22 protein-coding genes are annotated in these 24,438 nt (G+C 37.2%); 6 read left to right on the forward strand and 16 right to left on the reverse strand.

Annotated features, from left to right (window positions below):
- Positions 1-87: 87 nt before the first annotated feature.
- The 3 genes from B4F31_RS00250 to B4F31_RS18065 form a co-directional block, all read right to left on the reverse strand.
- Positions 88-492: a hypothetical protein gene (locus B4F31_RS00250; RefSeq protein WP_093305644.1), complete on the reverse strand. Its 405-nt coding sequence runs from the start codon at positions 490-492 to the stop codon at positions 88-90.
- Between the two features lie 166 nt (positions 493-658).
- Complete coding sequence (locus B4F31_RS18060) at positions 659-904, reverse strand: hypothetical protein (protein ID WP_349675905.1); 246 nt, start codon at positions 902-904, stop codon at positions 659-661.
- On the reverse strand, positions 883-1,110 hold the full coding sequence (locus B4F31_RS18065; protein ID WP_349675906.1) for a maltose acetyltransferase domain-containing protein: 228 nt from the start codon (positions 1,108-1,110) through the stop codon (positions 883-885). Before B4F31_RS18065 ends, B4F31_RS18060 begins: the two co-directional genes overlap by 22 nt.
- 200 nt (positions 1,111-1,310) lie before the next feature.
- Here B4F31_RS18065 and B4F31_RS00260 point away from each other — a divergent pair, with 200 nt between their 5' ends.
- The gene (locus B4F31_RS00260) at positions 1,311-1,643 is read left to right on the forward strand and encodes a single-stranded DNA-binding protein (RefSeq protein WP_075325154.1); all 333 of its coding nucleotides are present in this window, start codon (positions 1,311-1,313) and stop codon (positions 1,641-1,643) included.
- Between the two features lie 94 nt (positions 1,644-1,737).
- Here the strand turns inward: B4F31_RS00260 and B4F31_RS00265 are convergent, their stop codons facing one another.
- From B4F31_RS00265 to metG, 3 genes are all read right to left on the reverse strand, one after another.
- Complete coding sequence (locus B4F31_RS00265; RefSeq protein ID WP_286760316.1) at positions 1,738-3,516, reverse strand: glycoside hydrolase family 9 protein; 1,779 nt, start codon at positions 3,514-3,516, stop codon at positions 1,738-1,740.
- Positions 3,517-3,679: 163 nt separating this feature from the next.
- Positions 3,680-4,582: a histone deacetylase family protein gene (locus B4F31_RS00270; protein ID WP_286760317.1), complete on the reverse strand. Its 903-nt coding sequence runs from the start codon at positions 4,580-4,582 to the stop codon at positions 3,680-3,682.
- Positions 4,583-4,646: 64 nt separating this feature from the next.
- Entirely contained in the window at positions 4,647-6,734 is a 2,088-nt protein-coding gene (gene metG, locus B4F31_RS00275; protein ID WP_075325151.1) for a methionine--tRNA ligase, read from the reverse strand.
- Between the two features lie 157 nt (positions 6,735-6,891).
- On the opposite strand from metG, the gene B4F31_RS00280 reads away from it, so the two are divergent.
- Entirely contained in the window at positions 6,892-7,461 is a 570-nt protein-coding gene (locus B4F31_RS00280; RefSeq protein WP_286760318.1) for a hypothetical protein, read from the forward strand.
- Between the two features lie 59 nt (positions 7,462-7,520).
- Positions 7,521-7,883 (forward strand): YraN family protein, encoded by a 363-nt coding sequence (locus tag B4F31_RS00285; protein WP_075325149.1) that lies wholly within the window; start codon positions 7,521-7,523, stop codon positions 7,881-7,883.
- Positions 7,884-8,203: 320 nt separating this feature from the next.
- On the opposite strand, the gene B4F31_RS00290 is transcribed toward B4F31_RS00285, so the two are convergent.
- The 3 genes from B4F31_RS00290 to B4F31_RS00300 form a co-directional block, all read right to left on the reverse strand.
- The gene (locus B4F31_RS00290; RefSeq protein ID WP_075325148.1) at positions 8,204-10,273 is read right to left on the reverse strand and encodes a M13 family metallopeptidase; all 2,070 of its coding nucleotides are present in this window, start codon (positions 10,271-10,273) and stop codon (positions 8,204-8,206) included.
- Between the two features lie 137 nt (positions 10,274-10,410).
- On the reverse strand, positions 10,411-10,893 hold the full coding sequence (locus B4F31_RS00295) for a nuclear transport factor 2 family protein (protein ID WP_286760319.1): 483 nt from the start codon (positions 10,891-10,893) through the stop codon (positions 10,411-10,413).
- A gap of 60 nt (positions 10,894-10,953) precedes the next feature.
- Positions 10,954-11,520, reverse strand: coding sequence for a hypothetical protein (locus tag B4F31_RS00300; protein WP_286760320.1), 567 nt, complete (start codon positions 11,518-11,520; stop codon positions 10,954-10,956).
- Positions 11,521-11,743: 223 nt separating this feature from the next.
- Between B4F31_RS00300 and B4F31_RS00305 the strand changes: the two genes are divergently transcribed.
- Entirely contained in the window at positions 11,744-12,703 is a 960-nt protein-coding gene (locus B4F31_RS00305) for an NAD-dependent epimerase/dehydratase family protein (protein WP_093305646.1), read from the forward strand.
- A gap of 17 nt (positions 12,704-12,720) precedes the next feature.
- Here the strand turns inward: B4F31_RS00305 and B4F31_RS00310 are convergent, their stop codons facing one another.
- The 3 genes from B4F31_RS00310 to B4F31_RS00320 form a co-directional block, all read right to left on the reverse strand.
- Positions 12,721-13,851 carry a PepSY-associated TM helix domain-containing protein gene (locus B4F31_RS00310; protein ID WP_286760321.1) on the reverse strand — a complete coding sequence of 377 codons (1,131 nt, stop codon included), beginning with the start codon at positions 13,849-13,851 and terminating at the stop codon, positions 12,721-12,723.
- Between the two features lie 86 nt (positions 13,852-13,937).
- Entirely contained in the window at positions 13,938-15,281 is a 1,344-nt protein-coding gene (locus B4F31_RS00315; RefSeq protein ID WP_075325143.1) for a hypothetical protein, read from the reverse strand.
- Between the two features lie 21 nt (positions 15,282-15,302).
- Entirely contained in the window at positions 15,303-17,741 is a 2,439-nt protein-coding gene (locus B4F31_RS00320; protein WP_286760322.1) for a TonB-dependent receptor, read from the reverse strand.
- Positions 17,742-17,855: 114 nt separating this feature from the next.
- On the opposite strand from B4F31_RS00320, the gene B4F31_RS00325 reads away from it, so the two are divergent.
- Entirely contained in the window at positions 17,856-18,830 is a 975-nt protein-coding gene (locus B4F31_RS00325; RefSeq protein ID WP_286760323.1) for a helix-turn-helix transcriptional regulator, read from the forward strand.
- 66 nt (positions 18,831-18,896) lie between these two features.
- Here B4F31_RS00325 and B4F31_RS00330 read toward each other — a convergent pair whose 3' ends face one another.
- The 4 genes from B4F31_RS00330 to aspS all read right to left on the reverse strand — a co-directional run bounded on the left by B4F31_RS00330 (position 18,897) and on the right by aspS (position 23,131).
- Positions 18,897-19,091, reverse strand: coding sequence for a cold-shock protein (locus B4F31_RS00330; RefSeq protein ID WP_037318850.1), 195 nt, complete (start codon positions 19,089-19,091; stop codon positions 18,897-18,899).
- Positions 19,092-19,196: 105 nt separating this feature from the next.
- Positions 19,197-19,436, reverse strand: a complete 240-nt coding sequence (locus B4F31_RS00335) for a hypothetical protein (protein ID WP_075325141.1) — start codon at positions 19,434-19,436, stop codon at positions 19,197-19,199.
- A 4-nt stretch (positions 19,437-19,440) separates the two neighbouring features.
- Positions 19,441-21,231, reverse strand: coding sequence for a chloride channel protein (locus B4F31_RS00340; protein ID WP_286760324.1), 1,791 nt, complete (start codon positions 21,229-21,231; stop codon positions 19,441-19,443).
- A 118-nt stretch (positions 21,232-21,349) separates the two neighbouring features.
- Positions 21,350-23,131, reverse strand: a complete 1,782-nt coding sequence (gene aspS / locus B4F31_RS00345) for an aspartate--tRNA ligase (RefSeq protein WP_286760325.1) — start codon at positions 23,129-23,131, stop codon at positions 21,350-21,352.
- Positions 23,132-24,032: 901 nt separating this feature from the next.
- On the opposite strand from aspS, the gene B4F31_RS00350 reads away from it, so the two are divergent.
- On the forward strand, positions 24,033-24,392 hold the full coding sequence (locus B4F31_RS00350; RefSeq protein WP_286760326.1) for a toxin-antitoxin system YwqK family antitoxin: 360 nt from the start codon (positions 24,033-24,035) through the stop codon (positions 24,390-24,392).
- Positions 24,393-24,438 lie beyond the last annotated feature (46 nt).

Here is a 24,438-nt window from a genome sequence, read left to right on the forward strand (position 1 = left end):
TAATTGAGATTTGAATGTTTTTAAGCTTGCTTTAGGAGCGTGCTCAGAAATAGTTTGCTAATTCTCCGCAGTAAGAATTTTACGGATTTAAAGAAAGCGGTAGCGTATCCCAAAACTCCCTCTAAGTATATCGGCATCAAATAGAATAGGAGCAGCTTCTATGTGAAAACCGAATTTTTTCTCGTTAAACGGGTAAAAGTTAAGTCCAACGGGTGCTACAAGTCCTTCAAAAGCGTTAACTCTATATCCCAGGCCCGCATAAAAATCGTAATTTTCTTTTTTCAGAAATTTATAGGTAATCACAGCTTCTACTGATAAATCTGAAATAAATTGATCGGTGCCCAGTCTTAATTCTGGAGTAAGGCGCTCATTTATATCGTAGCCTATACCAATAAAAGGAAGGTTAGATTGATGGTAGCTTACATTTAATTGACTATAAGAATTTGCTACGAAAAACACGGTGAAAGCTAAAAAGAGTGATTTTTTGTACATTCTATTTGATTGATGAATTTTATGAAATTATATTGAAAATGATGATTTTTTAATAATTATTACAATAATATATAAATTTTATAATTCTATTGATTATTATCTAATGTTTTAATGATTTTAGCCGGATTTCCACCCACCAGTACGTTTGGAGGAACATCATTTACTACTACTGTACACTCCCTGCGCCAATATTAACTCCCGGACAAATGGTTGCACCGCCGCCTATCCACACGCTATTGCCAATAGTAACCGGTTTGCCATATTCTAAAAGCGAATCTCGAGTTTTGGCATCTAAGGGATGCGTTGCGGTATAAATATTTACGTTGGGCGCTAAAAATACGTTGTTTCCAATATTCACTTCCACAACATCTAAAATGCAGCAATTAAAATTCATAAAAACCTGGTCGCCCATTTTATGTTATATCCGTAATCACAATAAAACGGCGGCTCTATCCAAAGATCTTTACCAGCTTTTCTAAATAAGGAGTAGAAGAGCTTGATTCTTTCATCTGCTTTTTCTTCCCCTAACTTATTTGCTTTTTGAAATATGAGCCTTGCATTATACCTGTCTTTTGCAATTTCTTTATCTGAGCCCAGGTATAATTGGCCTGAAAGCATTTTTTATTTTTCGGTCATGGTAAGTCTTAATTGAAATTTAATATTACAAAAAATTTCCGATTGCTTGATTCATTTCCAAACGTTTACAAACGTATTTAAACGTAAACAAATAATTACCAGACGATTACTACTAAAAGACTGTGCTATGTTTGTCCTGTTGAAATGAACTAACGATTTTCAGCTTTTTAAATTAATACGTTATGAGCACTATTAGAAACAAAGTACAGTTGATCGGGAATGTTGGGAGAGAGCCTGAAATCGAAAACCTGGAATCGGGTAAAAAACTAGCTAAATTCTCGGTAGCTACAAATGAAAGTTACAAAAACGGAAATGGCGAACGCATAACCGATACGCAATGGCATAACATTGTAGCCTGGGGGAAAACCGCAGAGCTGGTTGAAAAATATATAAATAAAGGCAAGGAAGTTGGAATAGAGGGAAAACTCACCAACCGAAGCTGGGATGATAAAGACGGGAACAAGCGCTATATAACCGAAGTAGTTTGTAATGAATTGCTTTTAATGGGAAAATAATCTGATTTGGTTCTTATTTCTCAGAATTATAAAAGAGTACAAATGCTAAGGTGGAGCAAAAGTGGTTATTTTCTTTAAAAAGATAATAACCACTTTATTTTGTCTTTTGTATTGCCTCTATAGCATTGGCAAGATATACAAAAGGAGCATTCCAGTTAATTGCGATTTCATTACTGGCATAACTACAACGGTTATCAATATATGAAGTTGCAGGATGCTTATGCGCAGCCGTGTATTTCTCTGCACATTCATTTTTGTCTTGTTGCCCGGGGTTTGGGCCCCCGGCTAAAAGTCCGGGTACCGGATCTTCATTATCGTCAGCTTCAGAAGGTCTGTGATGCGGATCTCTTGTAGATTTCTCGCCAAAACCGGTTAAAAAAGAAAAGCCCGTGGCATTTCTTCCCAGCAGGTAATCCAAATTGCTATTTGCAGCATCAAGATATTTCCTGTCGCCTGTTATTTCGTATACATTTAAAAGTAGTATTCCCTGATTTGCTGCGGTGGAGTTACTTCCCCAAACAAAATCTGATTCATTTATTCCAATTGGAATCGCATAAGCAGAACTTTTTGAAGAAGTTACCAGATTATTGGCCATTTGGGTAAGCTGCTCAATTATGGCATGAATATTTACAAGCTCACTATTCTTATAATTTTTCCTGTGCCTGGCAAGAGAGTAGAGAGCAAGCGTATTCACATTTGGCCAGGCGGGAATTCCAAAGTTAAGTTCTAAAAGGTTTTCCAGCCCAGCTTCCTGGTAATAATCTTTCTTTCCTGTGGTTATGAAAAGTTCTGTGGCAGCCCATTGCAATTCATCTTTAAAATTTCGATCTCCATAGGCTCCGGTGTTTATTTCAGGATCTTTTAATGTTTCCTGCTGGTAAATTACATCGGGGTTTTCTTTCGCCCAGCGATAAGCTTTTTCGCTCATCACCAAAAGCGAATCTGATAATCTTGGTAATTCATCTTTATAATCTTCGAAAATTCTTGTTGCCTGTGCAGTTACTGCAGCAAAATCTAAAGTAGCTGCTGTACTTTTTTGTACTACCCATCGCTGAAGTGTAGCATCTTTTGGCGCAACCGCGCTGTGAAAATTCGCGCTGGTAAGCTTGTGATAAACACCCCCGTCTTTATCCTGCATTGTCATCATCCATCTTAGATTGTACAATGTTTCGTCAAGAAAATCGGGAATATTGTTCTCGCTTTCTGGAATATTTAAATTAAGTGTGTCCAGGTATTCCGGGAAATCTTCATAAAGCGATAACAAAGTCCCCATGGTAATTCCGCTGTTTACAATATACTTTCCAAAATCTCCTGCGTCATACCATCCTCGGGGGCTTGAAATAGTAGATCCAGCCGGTCTATTCTCTGAAGCGGCAGAATTATGGATTTTCACCTTGTCGTCTGGATGGCCGGCTTCTCTCGCCCATTTTCCGGCATATTCTTCGGGTAAAGCAGTAGAAGCTCGCTGAAAATAAAAAGCCTTCATACTTGCTTTTGCTGGCTCAAAATGTACATTTTCGTCTATATGAAAAGGATGGCTGGTACCAATTCCGGGAACTTGTAATACATACTCTCCTGAGATTTCCACGGAAGAAAAATCAGCTTGTTTTACGGTTTCTTTACTATGTGGCCATTTTTTCGCATCGCTAAGTTTGCCTGAAAACACTTCATTCTTTTTATCTGCTGTAAGAATTGAAAAATTGGTAGCTTCTGAAGTTACAACAATCGCTATTTTTTGGCCTGTAGGATAGAATCCAACCTGGTTGATCCTGATTTTATCTGAACCTGAACTTTCTTGATTTAATGGGGCAAATGCTGAAATATTCAGAAGAAAACATAAAATTGGAATCAGGAATATTGTTGCAAGCCTCATAACTTAGATTTAAAATGGATATAATTATATTGAATTAACCGATACTAAAGTTAATGCTCCTAAAGCATTTTTCCATCACCTGTTTTATTTTTCTATTGAAATTGCTAAAAATTTCCTGGTAATTAAAAAGCGGAAAGTGAATTTTTTAAAACGGCAAATTTTGCTAAAAGTAAATTTCTTTAGCCAGTCGGTAAGTATTAGCATGGGCTTCAATAATCACCCTAATTTCTTTAGAATAACCGCCACCCATACTGCATTGAACCGGAATGTTTAAATCGTAGCAGGTTTGCAAAACAAACCTGTCTCTTTCTTTGCAGCCATTTACCGTGCAGGAGAGTAGGCCGAGTTTATCACTCTCTAAAATATCAACACCGCTTAAGTAAAAGATAAAATCTGGTTTTTGTTTTTCTATTAAATCAGGTAATGTCTCTTTTAGTAGTTTTAGATATTCAATATCACCACTGCCGTCGGGGACTTCAATATCGAGATCTGACTTTTCTTTTTTGAACGGATAATTACCTTTTCCGTGCATAGAAAAAGTAAAAACCGAAGAATCATCCTGAAAGATCTCTGCTGTTCCATTTCCCTGGTGAACATCCAGGTCTACAATAAGAATTTTTTCAGCTAAATTTTTATACTGAAAATATCTTGCGGCAATTGCCTGGTCGTTAAGTAAGCAAAATGCTTCGGCCCGGTTAGAATAAGCGTGATGAGTACCTCCGGCAATATTAAAAGCAATTCCATGTTCCAGGGAATAATGCACGGCTTTCATCGTACCATCGGCGATGATCATTTCCCGTTTCACTAAAGCTTCGGAAAGTGGAAAGCCACTTTTTCTAATTTCCCTGGTGCTAAGTTTTAAATCACGTAAGCGTTCAAAATAATCAGCATCGTGAGCTTTTAGAATATATTTATCGGTTGGAAATTCCGGCTCAAAGAAATTTTCTGCGCTACAGGTTCCTTCGTGAAGTAATTGCCTTGGCAGCAATTCATATTTTTCCATCGGGAAACGGTGACCTTCAGGTAAAGGATGTTTGTAGATAGGATGGTAGGCGATTTTGAGCATTTATAAAGAGTAAACCTCACAGGTTTTGAAACCTGTGAGGTTTTTTATTATTTGAGTAAAACAACTAATTTATCGTTGCGCCCGGTTCTACACCATCTTCATCTGGATTTACAAAAACCAGTTTTCCGGCTGAATTTTCTGTCATTAAAATCATTCCTTCACTTTCTACACCACGCAGTTTTCTTGGTGCTAAATTGGCCAAAACAGTCACTTTTTTACCAAGAATTTCTTCTGCCTTATAATGCTCAGCGATTCCTGAAACTACCGTTCTTTGATCCAGACCGGTGTCTACTTTTATCACCATTAATTTTTTGGTTTTAGGCATCTTATGGGCTTCAATAATAGTTCCTACACGCAAATCCATTTTGGTGAAATCTTCAAAACTAGCAGTTTCTTTTTGAGGTTCTACCTTATTGTTTTCGGCTGCATTAGCAGTTTTTGTGGCTTCCAGTTTGTCTAATTGTTGCTGCATTTGGGCATCTTCTATTTTGCTGAAAAGCAATTCTGCTTTTCCAATTTGGTGCCCCGCGGGGAGTAAAGAATCACGTGTAGCGATCTTATCCCATTGTGAATATTCCTTGCCGGAAAGTTGACTTTCAGCATCGGTGAAATTCAGCATTTTTTGAAGTTTCGCTGAAGAAAATGGTAAAAATGGTTCGCTTAAAGTAGCTAGCGCTGATGCGATTTGTAATGCCACATACATCACTGTTTTTACACGTTCTTCATCGGTTTTAATGAGTTTCCAGGGTTCCTCATCGGCTAAATATTTGTTTCCTAATCTGGCTAAATTCATTAATTCACCTTGCGCTTCGCGGAAACGGTATTTTTCAATAGAACTTGCAATAACCGCCGGATAGGCTTTTAGCTCGGCAATGGTTTGCTCGTCCACTTCAGAATAATCATTAGGTTTTGGAACAATTCCGGAGTAATATTTATTGGTTAGTACAACTACGCGATTAATAAAATTCCCGAAAATAGCTACCAATTCATTATTATTCCTGGCCTGGAAATCTTTCCAGGTAAAATCATTGTCTTTGGCTTCAGGAGCGTTTGCAGTTAAAACATAGCGTAAAACATCCTGCTGGTTTGGAAAATCTTCCAGGTATTCGTGCAACCAGACTGCCCAGTTTTTGGAGGTAGAAAGTTTTTTTCCTTCTAAATTAAGGAATTCGTTTGCCGGAACATTTTCTGGCAAGATGTATTCGCCGTGTGCTTTCAGCATCACAGGGAAAATAATACAGTGAAAAACAATGTTATCTTTTCCTATAAAGTGTACAAGTTTCGTGTTTTCGTCTTTCCAGTAAGGCTCCCAGTCCTTGCCTTCGCGTTCTGCCCATTCTTTGGTAGAAGAAATGTAGCCAATTGGCGCATCAAACCAAACGTAAAGTACTTTACCGGCACCACCTTCTACAGGGACAGGAATTCCCCAATCCAAATCACGAGTTACGGCTCTTGCGCGCAAACCATCGTTTAACCAGGATTTCACCTGCCCGTGAACATTGCTTTTCCAGTCGTGAGCGTGCCCTTTTACGATCCACTCATCTAACCATTCCTGGTATTGATCTAAAGGTAAAAACCAGTGACGGGTTTCTTTTAAAGTGGGTACTTCACCGGTAATTGCCGATTTTGGATTAATAAGATCTGTGGCGTTTAGCGAAGTTCCGCAGCTTTCACATTGGTCGCCATAGGCCTCCTCGTTTCCGCATTTTGGGCAGGTTCCGGTTACAAACCTATCGGCCAGGAATTGTCCTGCTTTTTCGTCGTAAAGTTGTTGGGTGGTTTCTTCAATAAACTTCCCATCTTCATACATCTTTTTGAAAAATGCCGAAGCGGTATCGTGATGTACTTTAGCTGAAGTTCTTGAGTAATTATTAAAAGAAACGCCAAAATCTTCGAAAGATTTCCTGATAATTCCATCGTACTTGTCAACGATATCCTGCGGCGTAACGCCTTCTTTCTTTGCTTTTATGGTAATAGGAACTCCGTGCTCATCACTTCCGCAAACAAAAGCCACATCATTGCCCTGCATTCGTAAATAACGGGCATAAATATCGGCTGGAACATAAACACCTGCAAGATGGCCAATATGTATGGGGCCGTTGGTGTATGGTAATGCTGCGGTAATAGTGTATCGCTGTGGAGTATTATTCATTTATCTTAAAATTTATTGAGGGCGCAAAGGTAAGCAACTCCTTAAAAATACGCGTTAAATTCTTGTAAAACAGAAGGCGTCTATAGGAAATGTTCCTCAATTTAGCCTTTAAATTTAATTCGAATACCAAAAGTTTTAAATCGATAAAAATTAACCAATGAAAAAATTAAGCTTAATAATTATTGTACTTAGTCTTGCAGCCTGTGGAAGTTCTAATAGCAAAATGTCTAAAGATAAATTTGTGGTTGAAAACCTTACAAATTATAATGCTGAGGAATTGAAGGCAAATTATCCTGAAGCAGATTTTCTTGAAGATACCGGCATGTTTGGAGAAGGAACAGTAGAGCGGGCCTATACCGTAATGTATCCCGATACGCCCGATGAATTGCATATTACCTGGAAAACTGAAGATCGTAAAGAAATTTTTGATATTCGGTTTTCTGAAAATGGAAAATGGAAATCTACAGAGGGCATTGAAATAGGAACCATGTATGAAGCTTTGAATAAGCTTAATGAAAAGGAGATCTCTTTCTACGGATTTGGATGGGACTATGGAGGTGCGGTTATGTGGAATAACGGGAAACTGGAAAATTCTAATTTAAGAGTGTTCCTGGCACCCAAAGAAGAAGTAGCCAATAAGTTTTATGGTGATCGCATAATTGAAGCCAGTAAAGAGGAAATTGAAAGTTTAGATTTAAAAGTTGCCAGTATAATGCTAGTGAATTAGTTATTTTTTACGGGAAATCCCCAAGTATAGAAACCTGGAATAAATCCTAAATTCACTTTATGGCTCAGCATAACGCTTTGGGGGAATTGGGTGAACGCCTCGCTTTAGAGTACCTTTTAAAACAAGGTTATGAAATTCTGGCTCAAAATTATGTTTATAACAAAGCGGAAATAGACATTTTAGCCCGGAAGCATAGCACTTTGGTAGTAGTAGAAGTTAAAACAAGAAGCACACCCGATTTTGGGGACCCACAAAGTTTTGTAAAGCCTAAACAAATTCGGCAGCTTGTAAAGGCTGCCGATTTTTTTTTGAATGACAATCAATTAAACCTTGAAACCCGTTTTGATATTATTGCGATAATAAAGAACAAAGCCGGAATACAAGTAGAACATCTTGAAGATGCTTTTTTACATTTTGAGTGAAAAACTTCTGGAAAAAACTTTATTCTAACCGCATTGTTTCAGTGACTAGTGGTTATAAAAAAACTGTCTAAAAAGTTCTAAATTCGTCAAGCTGAACTTGTTTCAGCTTCTAACTTGATTTGAATATCAACATCTTAGATCCCCGATCAAAAATCGGGGCAGGCTCTGAAATAAATTCAGGATGACGATAAAATAAAAAGACCTCACAGGTCTACAATACCTGTGAGGTCTACTTTTTGGTAAAGAAAAACCTCACTGTCCCAATGGCGATCGGGACTGTGAGGTCTATACTTTTATTAAAATACTTCCTAAGAAATTTATTACCAGATCTTCACTCGATCTTCTGGGGCAACATACATTTTATCACCTTCTTTAATATCAAAAGTGGTATAAAATGCATCAATGTTCTGAAGCGGTACATAAGCTCTGTACATTCCAGGAGAATGAGGATCGGTCTTGATTCTGTTTTTCAAGGCTTCGTCACGCATTTTTGTTCTCCAAACAGTAGCCCAGGACATAAAGAAACGTTCATCTGGAGTAAATCCATCTATTTTTCCGGGATCTCCGTGTTCTTCTAAATGAATTTGTAACCCGTCATAAGCAGCGTTAACGCCACCAAGATCACCAATATTTTCACCTAAAGTAAATTGACCGTTGATGAAAACACTGTCTAAAACTTCAATATTGCTGTATTGGTCTGCAAGATCTTTTCCAAGAGCTTCAAACTGTTTAAGATCTTCGTCTGTCCACCAGTTATTAAGGTTTCCTTCGGCATCAAAACGAGAACCGCTATCATCAAAGCCGTGAGAGATTTCGTGACCAATTACAGCTCCAATTCCGCCGTAATTTACAGCAGCATCAGCTTTATAATCATAAAAAGGTGGCTGAAGAATAGCTGCAGGGAATACAATTTCGTTATAGCTTGGGTTGTAATAGGCGTTAACGGTTTGTGGTGGCATAAACCATTCGGTTTTGTCTACCGGTTGTCCAAGGTCTGCCATATTATCGGCAACTCTCCATTTGCTGGTATTCATCATATTCTGGAAATAAGACCCACCGTTTTCAACATTTACTATTTCTAGATCGCTGTAGTCTTTCCATTCGTCTGGATAACCAACTTTAATAGTGGTGGTTCCTAGCTTTTCCTTGGCTTTTTTCTTGGTTTCTTCGCCCATCCAGCTAAGGTTGTCTATCCTGTTTTCGTAAGCTTTAATAAGATTTGAAATCATTTCCTGAGCTTTTTCTTTAGCTTCAGCAGGGAAATGTTCGTCTACATATAATTTACCAAGTGCTTCTCCCAGAGTACCGTTTACAGTTTGTAAAGCACGTTCTTTTCTTGGGCGTTGTTCTTGTGCACCTTGTAGGGTTTTGCTGTAAAACTCCCAATTTGCAGTTTCAATATCTGTAGAAAGTGTGCTGGCCGCATCATTAAAAATGCTCCATTTTAGATAATCTTTCCAATCATTAACAGAATTTCCAGCAAAAACATCCTGAAGGGATTCCATATAGTTTGGTTGAGAAACGATTATGGTATCAAGATCTGTAGCACCAATTTCTTCAAAATAAGAATCCCAGTCTATCGCTGAAACCATATTTTTAAGTTCGGCTACAGTTTTAGGGTTATAAGTGTTACGGGCATCACGACGCTCTACTTTGTCAAGTTGAGGTTCTGCAAGGCTGGTTTCAAAAGCAAGAATACGCTCGGCTGCATCTGCAGCTTCATCTTTAGAATAGTCTATATACTGAAGCATTCTGGTAATATGCTCTTTATATTTTTCCCTTTTTTCTTTGGAATCTGAATCGTCTGCTACGTAGTAATCACGATCTGGTAAACCCAATCCTGCAGGATAAAGGTAAGCAGCATTCATATTACTGTTTTTAGCATCGGCACGAACCCCAAAAGAGAAAAATCCGGCGCCACCATATTGTTGCATTTCGGTAAGAAATTCCTGGAGGTCTTCCTTATTTTCAATAGCATCTACTTTTGCCAAATATGGTTTTACCGGTTCCACGCCTTTTTCATTTCGGGCAACGGTATCCATAATTGTTTTGTAAAGGTAAACGGCTTTAGCCTGGTCACTAGACGGGTCTAAACTATCGTTAGCAGAAGCGCCTTCTAAAATAGCCATCGCATCCTCATCGGTACGCTCACGCAATTCCATAAAACTTCCCCAAGTAGTCTGGTCTGAAGGGATCTCGGTAGAATCTACCCATTTTCCGTTTACGTATCTAAAGAAATCTTCCTGAGCGCTTACGGTGGTGTCCATATAGGCAAGGTTAATACCGCGAACCTCTTCTTTTTCTTTACTTTCTTTATCATCGTTTTGACAACTTGTTAGGGTTGCAGCTCCCAAAATCGATAAAAAGAGCACATTACTTATTTTTTTCATATGTGGTTTAAATTATTATGAATTCTCGCGCTAAAGTACTAAAAAGTAGCATATTTAGCTGAGGATTATTCAAAGTATAAAATTGATTGAATTTTTCGCAAAAACTAATCCTGGAAAAGCTGGATTTACCTGAAGGTTTAATCAATTTGATTTATCAAATTTTGATCGAATTCCTTTTTTAATTGGGTTACTTCTTCCACATTTTCGTTGGGTACAGTAACAGAAAGTACATAATGAGTAATTTTCCAGCCATCTTTAGTTTTTAGAAGCACGCCAGAGCCACGACAAATTCCCATTTGCGTGTCAAGAAGTTCATCAAACCATGCGGTTTTACTGTTTTCATCGTTATAAATATTTCGTTCTAAAGTGGTGAAATTCCAGGCCTGACCCTGATCAAAATAAGGTTTTGAAAATTCACGAAAATCATCATTCTGCCAGTTCTCGGTGGCATCGGTGCCTATAAAAACCCCCTCTTTGGTAATTAAGCTGAAGTATTTATCAAAGTTACCATCAGCGGCTGCTTGGTGCCATTGGGTTAAAACCTTATCTATTTTAGATTTTTCCTGGGCTGCAATATTTAAACTGAAAAACAAAAAAAGCAGTGCGATAATTTTTTTCATTTTGAAGAATTTTTATTGAAGATATCAATTTTTCTGCACTCAGGATTAGAAAAACGACTACTACAATTTGGCCTGGGGAAGGGAATCTATAGAAATGGTATCTCTTTCGGCTTTAAATTCGTCCAGCTCATCTTCAAAATCTTCCAGGGTTTTTAGGAAAAGCTCATTAAGCTGAATCTTAAAATTATTGAATTCTTCAGGGATTTCCCGGGCAACTTCTGTAATAGCACCGGCATCTAATTGCCGGCGGTGAGATAATTGTTCCAGGACTTTTGCTTTAGTGGTTAAAACGTTGGCGCGGGCCCTAACCGCGTTGGAGCTCAAAGAATCGGGAATGCTTGTGTTTAACGATTCCATAACCTGGGAGATTGGTTTTGAGCTTTCTATGGTTTGTTGTAGATTATAATTTCTTAATTGGTCAACTTCATTTTGGGCAGCGATATACGCCAACCAATTTATAGCATGTTTTCGTGCTTCAGGAAGTAATATTACTTCTTCCTTAGTAGTTTCTAAAGGTTGCTTTAAGGTAATTGAATCTAATTGACTGCCATTACTATCATCGGTCTGAGATTTTTCATTGCAGGCAAAGCAGAGTAAAATAGATAATATTAAAACCAGTTTTTTCATACCTAACAAAGTTAACCTAAAAATTTCCAATTTAAATAATTACAAAAGGAAGTATTTATTACCTCTGTTCAGCTTTGAAATTTTCTTTAATTTCACTTTGTTAATTGAAGAAGTATCGAAACCCTTCCTTCAATAAAAGATTTCTAAAAAAAAGTAAAGGTTTCGGCTGTTTCATTGCGAAAACCTCTATCTAAATAAATATATTTGCGGAAAAATCAATACAATGGCCGGGAAAATTTTAATTATTGGTGCTTGCGGGCAAATTGGAACCGAGTTAACGCTGAAATTACGTGATCTCTACGGAAACGATCGGGTAGTGGCTAGTGATATTAGGGAAGGAAATGAGGAATTAATGAATTCCGGGCCTTTTGAAATTGCCGATGCTACTGATGCTCCATTAATTGAAACCATTATTGATAAATACGAAATCTCCGAGGTTTACCTTATGGCCGCGATGCTTAGTGCAACTGCCGAAAAAGCGCCAATGAAAGCCTGGAATCTTAATATGGATTCCCTTTTTCATATTTTGAATTTTGCTAAAGATAAAAAGATTGAGAAAGTCTTTTGGCCTTCCAGTATTGCAGTTTTTGGCCCTACAACTCCTAAAAACGATACCCCACAAACTACTATTATGGAACCTTCTACGGTTTACGGGATTAGTAAGCAAACCGGCGAAAGATGGTGCGAATATTTTCACGATAAATATGGCGTAGATGTAAGAAGTTTGCGTTATCCCGGCATTATAAGCTATAAAACCCTTCCCGGTGGTGGAACTACAGATTATGCGATAGAAATTTTTCACGAAGCCCTTAAGAATAAAGCCTACACTTCATTTTTAGCTGAAGATACCGGTCTGCCCATGATGTATATGGACGATGCGATTAAAGCTACCGTAGATATTATGGAAGCTCCTTCAGAAAAAATAAAGGTGCGATCTTCTTATAATCTTTCGGCCTTGAGTTTTACCCCAAAGGTTCTTGCCGAGGCTATTCAGAAGGAAATTCCTGACTTCAAGATCTCCTACGACCCAGATTTTAGACAAAAAATAGCCGATTCCTGGCCATCTAGCATAGATGATTCTGAAGCCAGAAAAGACTGGCAATGGAAACACGATTTTGACATGCAAAGCCTAGTTAAGGAAATGCTTGCCGGAGTTTCTGAACAACTGAAAACCGCCAAATAAATACGTGATAATCGAGATTATTTTTTCTTTTTCTTCATTTTATTAAGCCAGATTATGGTTCCGGTAATTGGTAAACTCGTGGCGATTAAGCAGGCCAGGAAATAAAGGATTTTTGAAAAAGTCCCGAATATTTCTCCTGTGTGAATTGGTTTTATTAAAGAAGCTACCTGAACATTTGCTGGTTTTTCTGAAAAAAGCTCTTTTTTGAGAATTTTACCGTCACGGTCTATCACCAGCATATCGTAAGTATTGGGCGACCAGTTGCCAGCTTCATATTTTCTAATGGAAAAAATACCATTTTCGTCCTGTGGAAATGAAATAGATGTCTCCCCGGGATAATCCAGATTTTGATTTGAAATATTAATGATTTCAGCAAGCTCCAGCGTTTTAGAATCTGGATTAGTTTCTGAAGCAATTTTTGGTCCGCCGCGGCCACCAAAAACCTGGGTTCCCAGAACCTGACTGCCGAGGTCTTTATACCAATCAAAAGACCAGAATAATCCGGTTAACGTCATTACAATTAATAATAGGCAGGAATAGAAACCAAGGGTATTATGCAAATCATGGTTAATCCTTTTCCAGTTTGCAGACCATTTAATTTTAAAGCCCGGTTTTAGGGTTTTCCACTTTATTTTTTTCTTCGGAAACCAAAGTACAACTCCACTTATAGATAGAAATAAAAAGATAATGGTTGCAATTCCCACGATAGGTCTACCAATAGCAGAATCGAATAACAACCAGCGATGCATTCTAAACATTGTGAAGAAGAATTCATCTGCAGGATTTTCACCTAGTTGCTGATAATCGCCGGTATATTGATTTACATAAAAAGTAGTGCCGCGTCTATCTTCCGGCGAAGTTTTCACCTTGAATTCATAAGCTTTATTGGGGTTTTTGGGTAACGTAAGCCCGGTAACCGCTCCTTCTTTTTCAAGGTTTTGCTGCAAATTTTCTATAGCAATTAGTTTACCTTGTTGCGGGTCTACTTTTAATTCTTCAGCAAAAAGCGATTTTATTTCGGTTTGGAAGGTTAAGATAGTTCCGCTTAGGCAAACTAAGAAAAGGATAATCCCGCTGCCAAGCCCTAACCATAAATGCAGATCGTTCAGTAATTTTCTAAACGTATATTTTTTCTTCTTCTTTGTCATGGATTCTGGTATAAAACTTAAAATAAGACTGACCGGAAAAAGAATTTCCGGTCAGCCCTTTTTGGCAAATTCAAATATTTTTAGGGCTAAAAAACTCCTATAAAGTGGCTTCCTTCTACATTTACCAGCTCGGCTCCTTTAGTTACCTCACCGGTTTGCGTGTCTATTACATAAATATTTCCGTTTTCTCCTACGGGAGCTTCGGTTACATAAACTTCATCTCCATCTACTACAAATCCCTGGTATTGGAATAGGTAGAAATCTTCGCTATATGGGATTTCATTTATTTTTTGTGCAGTTTTTGCTTCTAAATCTACCAGCGCAAAATATCCCTGGGCTCCAGCTACACCTTCAGCAGAACCTGCGTGACGATAAGCTACAACCGCTTTTCCGCTTGCGGTAGGTCTCCAGGCAAGAATATAGGCATCTTCCACTCCTAATGCTTCATCTAAATTAAATACGTATGAATCATCATACTGGTTATTAGCACCTATTTTTAAGATATGGGAACCGTTTGGATCTCCCTGGTTTGCCTGGTAAACACTTCCGTTTACCAAAAATGCATTAATGCTTCGATAACCGTTGGTATTTCCCTTTCCAACTTCAGAAGTAATAATAGTTGGGTTTTCTAAAGAAGGGTAGTCTAAAACAATGGTTTTAGAACCTAAAACTTCACCATTTCTATCTGTTTCTCCGGTTTCCGGGTCTACTTTACTTATACGAGCGCCAATGTATAATTTATCTCCGGTAGCATTTAAGGTTGGCATATCAATTCTGCCAATATAATATCCTTGTGCTTCCAACTCTTCACTTAGTTGAAGACTTGATTCTTTAAACTCTTTTATTACCGAATTCTGTAAATCTAAGGTGACAATCCCCATAGTAGCTTGGGTACGAAGATAATTATCCTCATCATCAAACTGGTGCTCGGTATCTACATATACAGCAGCTCCTGTTTGATCTCCGTCAAATAATTTAATCCATCTTGGAGCAGAACCTACATAAGGAGCAATGCTAATTTCGCTTCCGGTTTGTTCAAAATTTTGACCTCCATTTACATTGTATTTCGTGTAGTTTCCTCCAGTATCGCCGGCATAGCTAATATTAAATATTGTGCTGCCGTCTTCAGAAGATTGCAACCTTGCAGTTCTGTTAGAAGGTACTATAAATCCGTTATCAAAAGGTTCTATAGATACGTTTGGGTCTTTAGCGTCTTCACTACTTATGGAGTAGATTAGTGTGCCTCCATTACCGTCTCCAGGGTTTTCTCCCATTCTGGCTGCGGCAACGGTAATCCATCTACCGTCTTCATTTTCACCTGGTTCCTGTCCTGGGTCTATAGGAGAGTCATCGCTACTACAAGAAGCCAGTAAGCCTGTTGCCATTGCTATTGTTGCAAAAGTTTTAATGCTGAAAAAATTACGTTTCATATTATTATCTTTTATAATTGGTTAAAATTTATTGATTGAATAATTTAATTTTAAGTAAAAGGCTCTTCCCGGTTTTTGCACCGATAAATTGTCGTAAACAGGTTTGTTAAAGATGTTTTTTACATCAAAACTCATGACAAAATTTTGGTTGGGGAAGGTGTAGCTAAGTCCAAGATCCTGCGCTAATTGCTGAGGTACTTTAAAGAAATCGTCTCCTACCGTATTTGAACCCTGCGGAACCAGATATGAAAATTCATCGGTAAAGTACATGGTGTAGAATAGGTTTAGCATGGAGTTTTTCTGAATTAAATTTTTAATTGAATAGAGTAAGTTTCCATTCATGGTAAAAAATGGAGTGTTGGGGACGTCTATTTCTACGCCACGGTTTTCAATTTTTAAATCGAATCGGGATATATTAAAATTAAGTCCGAAATTATTATTATAGGTATAACCCAACTGTGCGTCAATTCCTTTTGAAGTACCGCTACCCTGGTTTACATAAACAATTAACTCTTCATCTACATTTAAGGAAGTCTCTATAGGTAAACCAATTCTATCTTTAATATTTCTGGTAAAAAGATTTGTTGAAGCATTAAATTGATGCTTCTTAAAGTTAAAGGTGCCTAGTTTTACCCCTAAATTATAATTGTTACTTTGTTCAGGATTTATGCTTGCGTTGGCCACAACATTATCCCCATCGTTACCAAATATTTCGGTTTCGTTTGGCAGTCGTACTGCTTTTTCGGCCGAAGCCAATAGGGTAATAGTGGGGCTAAGCTCGTAAGAAGCTGCAAAACCATAGCCTTCATATTTTTTATTACTGCTTACAACATCATCCACAATTTCACTGCTTCCATCTGGATTTCTTTGAATTTCAGGATCTACACTTATGCTTTTCTGTTGATAATATTTCCCGAATAAATTGGTTTTTAACCTGTCATTAAAAGCATTTAATTCATAGGTTATCGAAAGTATGTTTTTGTTTAAATCCCGTGTTCCTACAAAGGTATTTTCTAATACAGATTGTAGTTTATCGCTATCTTCTCTATCAATTCCGCTATAAACGTGGTTCGCTAAAATTGTGTGGTTATCGCTAATAGCGTAGGCTACACCAGTTCTAATGGAGGCCACGTTGCGGTTAATTTTCGCAAGCGTTGATCCGCCTTCTTGCTGTGAGCCCCAGGTATATTTGTATTCGTTGCCTCTAAAATCTATGGCTCTTTCGCCGTTCCAGCTATAAGCCCAGGGCACCGTATCATTTACCTGGCGGTTTCGCTTTCCATAATATCCGGTAACGTTTACATCTAAACCTGGCGTAAATAAATCTTCTTTTTGATAAGTTAAGTTAGCCAGAGAAGCGTCAGACTCAAGAAATCTTCCTTCGTATGGCATAATAGTCATGAATGCGCCATGTTGCACTTCTTTATAGTCATCAGAACCTGTAAAACCTACAAAAAACTGGTCGGCCCATTTTACATCTGTATATCCTACCTGTACCGTACCTCCGGTAGACCTGTAGGCGTCGTTAAAACGTCTAGCGGTAATTGGGGTTTGCTGACCACCTAAACCGGTTACTACAATACTTCGACCTGAAACTTCATAATCATTGTCAGAATAGTTATGAAAGGCAGAAGCTTTTACGGTAAAACCAGAATTATCAAATCTGTACAACCCATTTACATTAGCCTGAAAAGTATTGAATGAGCCATATGATATAGACGCATTAATATTTTTATCAGACTGTTTATTAAGTACAATATTGATGGCGCCGCCCAGGGCATCGTCAGCTAAATGGCCGGGAACAACGCCTTTATAGACTTCAATTCGCTCAATCATTGATGGCGGAATACTGTTTAAGTTATAGGACGAACCAAATGTAGAAATGGGAATTCCATCTATAAAAATACGTACGGCACTACCAGATAAACCATTCAAACTATATTCTGCACGAGAGCCCAAACCACCATTTTGCCGAATTTTTACTCCAACCGTAGTGTTTAGTAATTCGTTTGTCTGAATATTTCTAATACTGGCCTCCCCGGTTTCTACAACATTAAGGGCAAATCCCTTTTTCTCCATTTTGGTTTTGAAAGAATCTGCTCTTAGGTGTACCTCATCTAATTCGTTCTCTGAGGTATTTATCGTAATATTATGGTGTAGATTTTCTGGATTTACCGCTATTTGATGATGAGCTATGAAGTCACCTTTACGAATTTCCAGTAAAAAAACTCCACGCTGTAAATTCTTTATTTGATATTTTCCTTCGGAATCTGATTGCGTGCTTTTACTCTGATTTAGATTGGAAGCCGTAATATTTGCGCCCTTTAGTACTTCCCCGTTTTCATCTTCTATTATTCCAGAAATATCGAAGTTTTTGGCTTCCTTTTGCTGAGCATATATGGTAGGAATACTGGCTGACAGCAACAGTAAAATAAAACTTATTGTAAAATTTGGAACCACAATTTTAATTTATTATTCTTATTTAAACTAATTTTAAATAACTTGCGGCAAATTTATATTTTGAAGCGCTAAGCCTGTTTCGGTTTTGGGAATAAAAATTACGGTAAAGGTATTATGTATATTGAGTCTAAATTAATAGAGGTAAATGAAACCTTGTTTTCACGGGATCTTTCAGGAAATAAAGATTTGGGAATCATTAAAGATGAAATAAATATCCAATCGTATTCATGGTTGCAGGCAAAAGGTAAGATTCAGTTTTCAAAAGGCTTATTTATTGTTGAAACCTTTATAGAGAATAAAAAAAATCTTACCGATATCTTTAGTATAAGCGGGGAATATATTCAAATTTCTTATTTAGGAAAAGGTGATTCGCAACTGGTTTCTTCCAAGGAAAAAACACCCCTTGGGATGGGCAGAATTAACTGCTGTTATAATTGTGATACTGTAAACACAATAGAAATGCCTGCCAATAAACCTACTCACTACCAGGCGGTTTATCTATCAAAAGAATACTACCTTGAATTGTTAAAAAACGAAGTCTGGGTAGGAGATAATTCTTTCTATAATCATATTATTAAGGGTAATTTTCAAAAATGGGGAGCCTGTAATTTTCCTATAGATTATAGTTTATATCATATTTTAAATGAGATAACCAAAAACGATTGGAATACCGATTTTAAAAAATATTATCTTGAATTAAGGCTTAAAGAATTGTTTCTTTCTTTACATTTTTGCCAGGAGGAATTGTGCAATGGAGTAGTGAAAGGGATTAGCGAAGAAAACCTTGAAAAAATAAGAACCGCCCACGCATATTTAATTGAAAACTTTAAAAATCCGCCAACCATTAAAGTACTGGCCAGGAAAGTACTTTTAAATGAACTTCAGCTAAAAAAAGATTTTAAAATGATGTATGGTAAAACTATTAGAAGCTTTATTATAGACTTACGAATGAAGAAAGCTAAAAGTCTTTTAGGTAAACATACAGTAAGTGAAATGGCTGGCATTTTAGGATATAAAAGCGTTCCGCACTTTATAAACACCTTTAAAAAATGTTATGGCTACACTCCAAAACAAGGTTTAAATCAATAAAATTAAGGCATAAAAAAAGCCGCTATAAAAGCGACTTTTCAAGTTCTTGAAATAGGATAATATATATTATTCTATAACGCGTACTTCAGCAGCGTTAACTCCTTTTCTACCTTCTACTTCAACGTACTCAACTTTATCACCTTCGTTCAAGCTCTCGCCATCTAAACCAGTAATGTGTACGAAGATGTCTCTTCCTGTTTCGTCGTTGGTAATGAATCCGTATCCTTTTGATTCATTGAAAAATTTAACTGTACCTTCCATTGTAATAATAAAATAAATAATTAATAAAGCGCAAAGTTAGTACAATATTATTGAAGACAGTGCAATATTTTCGATTTTCTTTTGAAAGTATTCTAAAACAGCTACTTAATCCAGTCCTTTATCTCGCATTTTATCCATGTTCTCTTTAGTGAGAGTGTAGTCTTGAAGCCGTTTCCCTTTCCATCTCACATACAGGAAAATAGGCATTAAAATAAATGCACTTGCTAAAACTGCAATTCCAATTATACGGTCTCCCAGTACCACATCTTCAAAAGTGCGGTAATAAAATCCTACTCCAATGGCAATTAATATTAATATGCCCAATATTTTTAAAACAGTATTCATAGCATTAAACGGTTACTTCTATTAGTTTTTGACGGTAAGCGGTTAATAGTTTAGATTTAGAAATAAATCCAACGTACACCTCATCTTCTACCACAGGCAGGTTCCATGCGTTTGTTTCCTGAAATTTGGTCATTATATCTTTTGGCCGGTCTTTTCTAAGGTCTATAATTTCAGGGGCACGCTGCATAACATCGCTTACCTTTACTTCCTCATACATTTTCTGGTCAAACATTATCGGTCTAATATCATCTAATAATATAATTCCCAGGAATTTACGATTTTCATCGATAACGGGAAAAAGATTTCGGGAAGATTTTATTACGCCGTCGTGAATAACATCTCCAAGATTCATATCTATATTTAGGGTAACAAAGTTTTTTTCTATAATCTGCTGAATATTCAACAGCGTTAATACAGCCTGGTCTTTATTGTGGGTTAACAAATCGCCACGTTTTGCGAGTTCCATGGTATATACCGAGTGCGGCTGAAACTGGTTGGTAATCATATAAGAAATGGCCGCGGTAATCATTAAGGGAACAAAGAGTTCGTAACCGCCGGTGAGTTCTGCAATAAGGAAAATGGCAGTAAGTGGCGCGTGCAAAACCCCGGCCATTAACCCGGCCATTCCAACCATAGTAAAACTACTTACCGAAATGGGGGTTTTTAATATTCCCAGATTGTTTATAATTAGTGCAAAGCAATGCCCCATAGCGCTCCCCATAAATAATACCGGCGCAAAAATACCGCCAATGCCGCCGGCTCCAAAGGTGAGCGAAGTAGCCAGGATTTTAAAAATTACAAGTCCAGCAAGGAGGATTATAACAATCCAGATATTATCAAGATAATCATTAAAGAAATTGGTTCCCAAAGCTTCTAAATAATCTTCAGCCAATAAGTTATTTATAACATTATAACCTTCGCCATATAGCGGTGGAATTAAATAGATAAGAATTCCAAGGCCCAGGCCACCCAGCAATAACCTATAGAAAAGAGAATCTATCTTTTTAAAAGCATCGCCTATCTTAAAATAAATATGTGTAAAATACATAGAACATCCGGCAGCGAGGACACCAAGAATAATATAAAAAGGCACTTCAGAAATATTAAAATTGTCTTGAAGATCTACAGGCAAAATAATATCAGAACCAAAGAAAAAATAGGAGGTGAGAATAGCTGAAACCGAAGCGATAAGCAATGGAACCATGGAGATTAAAGTGAGATCCAGGCTAAAAACCTCGATCGCAAAGATAATCGCCGCGATAGGTGCTTTAAAAATAGACGACATAGCGCCCGCAGCTGCGCAACCAATAAGTAATGTACGTGAACTTTGGTTCATTTTAAAAAACCGGGAAATATTAGATCCCAGGGAAGCACCGGTGGCCACCGTTGGTCCTTCCAATCCCACAGATCCTCCAAAACCAACTGTTAAAGGAGCTGTGATAATTGAGGCATACATTTGAAAGGAACGCATAATTCCTTTTCGGCGGGAAATTGCATAAAGCGTAGAGGGAATCCCGTGACCAATCTTTTTCTTTAGTACTACTTTAATTACCAGTAGCGTAAGGCTTAAACCTATAAGTGGAAAAATAAAATAAAAAGCGTGATGGTAATTTATAATCAGATTTCCTTCTAGTAAGCGCTGAATGTAGTGCGTAAGGTTTTTTATAACCACTGCACCTAAACCAGCAGTAAAACCTATAATAGCACTTAAAATCATCAAAAATTGTTGATGACTTAAATGCCGGTTACTCCAGTCTGAAAAACGGATTAATAATTTTGTAGCTTTATTGTCCACTCAAAAATTTTTATGAAGATAAAAAAATCCCGATGTGAACCCGGGATTTTTCATCAATTATAATTTTACTCGATACTCGAGATTTAAATGCTCTTGCGTTTGCCTTTAATTGAAAAAATTATTTCCCCTGGCTATTCTTTGAAGTTTCTTCCAGGTAGTTTACCTGTAAATGAAGTTCTTTGAGTTGTGCTTCATCCAGTTTTGCGGGTGCATCTATCATTACATCCCGGCCATTGTTGTTCTTTGGGAAAGCAATAAAATCCCTGATACTTTCCTGTCCGCCTAAAATGGCCACCAGTCTATCAAAACCAAAAGCGATACCGCCGTGAGGAGGGGCTCCATATTGAAAGGCATCCATTAAAAAGCCGAACTGTGCTTTAGCCTCTTCTGGAGTAAAGCCAAGATAATCGAACATTTTTTCCTGTGTTTCCTTATCGTGAATTCTTATAGAACCACCGCCAATTTCATTTCCGTTTAAAACCAAATCGTACGCATTGGCACGAACTTCTCCCGGTTTAGTCTCCAGTAAAGCAAAATCTTCCTTTTTAGGTGAGGTAAAAGGATGGTGCATCGCGTGAAAACGATTTGTTTCTTCATCCCATTCCAGTAATGGGAAATCTACAACCCAAAGTGGAGCGAATTCATCAGCTTTTCTAAGACCAAGTTCATTACCCAAATGCATTCTTAAAGCACTTAGTTGCGTTCTGGTTTTATTGGCGTCACCAGCCATTAACAATATTAGATCTCCGGGTTTTGCTGAGGTAGCTTCTGCCCAGGTTTTTAGATCTTCTTCTGAATAAAATTTATCTACTGAAGATTTTAAAGTTCCATCTTCGTTATATTTTGCCCATACGAGTCCGTTGGCGCCTACCTGTGGCCTTTTAACCCAGGATATTAATTTGTCTATTTCTTTTCTGGTAAAAGAAGCCGCTCCCGGAACCGCAATTCCCACTACTAATTCCTGCTGATCGAAAACGTTGAAACCTTTGTTTTTGGCCAAATCGTTCAATTCGGCAAACTCCATCCCAAATCTGATGTCCGGTTTGTCATTCCCATATTTTTTCATCGCTTCAGAGTAGGTCATTCTTGGAAATTCGGCAACGTCTACGCCATTGATTTCTTTCAATAAATGCCTGGTTAAACCTTCAAAAATATTCAGAATATCTTCCTGTTCAACAAAAGCCATTTCACAGTCAATTTGTGTGAATTCCGGCTGCCTGTCGGCTCTAAGGTCTTCATCCCTAAAACATTTTACGATCTGGAAATATTTATCCATTCCGCCAACCATTAGCAATTGCTTAAAAGTTTGTGGCGATTGGGGAAGGGCGTAAAACTGACCTTCGTTCATTCTACTTGGTACCACAAAATCGCGGGCACCTTCAGGAGTAGACTTTATTAAATATGGAGTTTCCACTTCAACAAAATCCTGGTTAGAAAGATAATTTCTTACTTCCATTCCTACTTTATGGCGAAATTTCAGCTTGTTTTTTACCGGATTTCGTCTAATATCAAGGTAACGGTATTTCATTCTAAGATCTTCGCCACCATCGGTTTCATTTTCAATAGTAAAGGGAGGTGTAAGGGAAGTGTTGAGAATATTAACTTCATCAACTAAAACTTCAATTTCACCAGTTGGAATATTTGTATTTTTAGATTCCCGCTCAATTACTTTTCCGCTAACCTGAATAACAAATTCGCGCCCCAGTTTTTGAGCTTTTTCCATAAGTTCTTTTGAAGAGCGCTCTTCATCAAAAATAAGCTGGGTAATGCCGTAACGATCGCGCAGATCTACCCAAACCATAAATCCTTTGTCCCTTATTTTTTGAACCCAGCCCGAAAGTTTTACTTCCTGGCCAATTGAAGCTGCATTTAATTCTCCGCAGGTATGACTTCTATACATAATATTCCTGAAATTTTAAGTAGCGCAAAAGTAAGAAGTTCTGGTGGGTTTGGCGGTAAAATAGGCAGAGAAAATCGCTAGAAGCTTTGCATTTTTTTTTGAAAAATCGCCTTTAAAAATTAATTCTTAAGCCATTTTAAACTTAAATAATACCGGATAAGGATGGTTAGGGAAAAATTTAGCCATCAAGTTTAGAAGACAGTCAAAAATTTGAGCGTTTCGTCAATTTTATGATGTTGATAAATTTGTAACAAATAGCCTATCAGGCTATTAACAGTTTTTGTTTGATAGCTTTTTTTAACAAAATTTTTAAATTGACTATAAAGTAGTTGTATTTTAGCTGAAGCGCTATTGTAAAGGGACATCAATAGCTGAAAAAAGAATACCAAGGGGTCCATCCTTGGTATTGCTTAATTTAATAACGTTCCATAAAAAATATTAATATGGAAACAGTTTATTTATTAATGCTTTTATCTTATATGATAATCAGGGAGCTTTAGTTTTGTAGACCCGTCTGTTGGAGCAGGCGGGTTTTTTATTAGAGCAATAATGTTGTTATTACTATTACAAATATATATAATTGTTACTATTCTGAAGTAACAACCTGAGCAAAAAATAACACTTTAACTAATTATGAAAAATTAAAGCGCTTTCGAAAAAGGAAGTTTTACCAACTGAAGCTTTAGTATTTGCCATTCCTTTACAGTTTTTTTCCGGTTCTAAAAATAGATTTTTTTAATGAAATTTCTTTCAGGATATCTCTATGTTAAGCCGAAAATAGGGGTTTAGTTTTCTGTTTATCAGTTCCTTAGTATTTCAATGTTAATTTAATGTTACGTGATTGTTGCTTTAAAGTAAACATTTAGCTATTTTTGTAAAGTAAAGTTTAAAGAAAAAGACTATGAAAAAGATAAAAAATATATTGATGGCTGCCATTTTTACCTTTGGAGCAGCTGCTATGGCGCAGGAAAGTCCGGAACCAAAATTTGAAAAAGAGGGAGATCTTATAAAAGGAACTTTCTATTATGAAGATGGTTCTGTAAAACAAATGGGAACTTACAAGGATGGAAAACTTCATGGAAAATGGGTGGCATATGATACCAATGGAAAAAAGCAAAGTATGGCTAACTATACAGAAGGGGAAAAAACCGGAAAATGGTTCTTTTGGTCTTCAGATAAACTAACTGAAGTTGATTACAATAATAACCAGATTGCCGGGGTAAATACCTGGAAAAGTGATGGTACTTTAGCTGAAAACTAATCAAAAATTTATACCTAAACGCAAGAGGCCGTCTAAAAAGTATTTA

Source organism: Salegentibacter sp. UBA1130 (assembly GCF_002311535.1).
Lineage (GTDB): Bacteria > Bacteroidota > Bacteroidia > Flavobacteriales > Flavobacteriaceae > Salegentibacter > Salegentibacter agarivorans.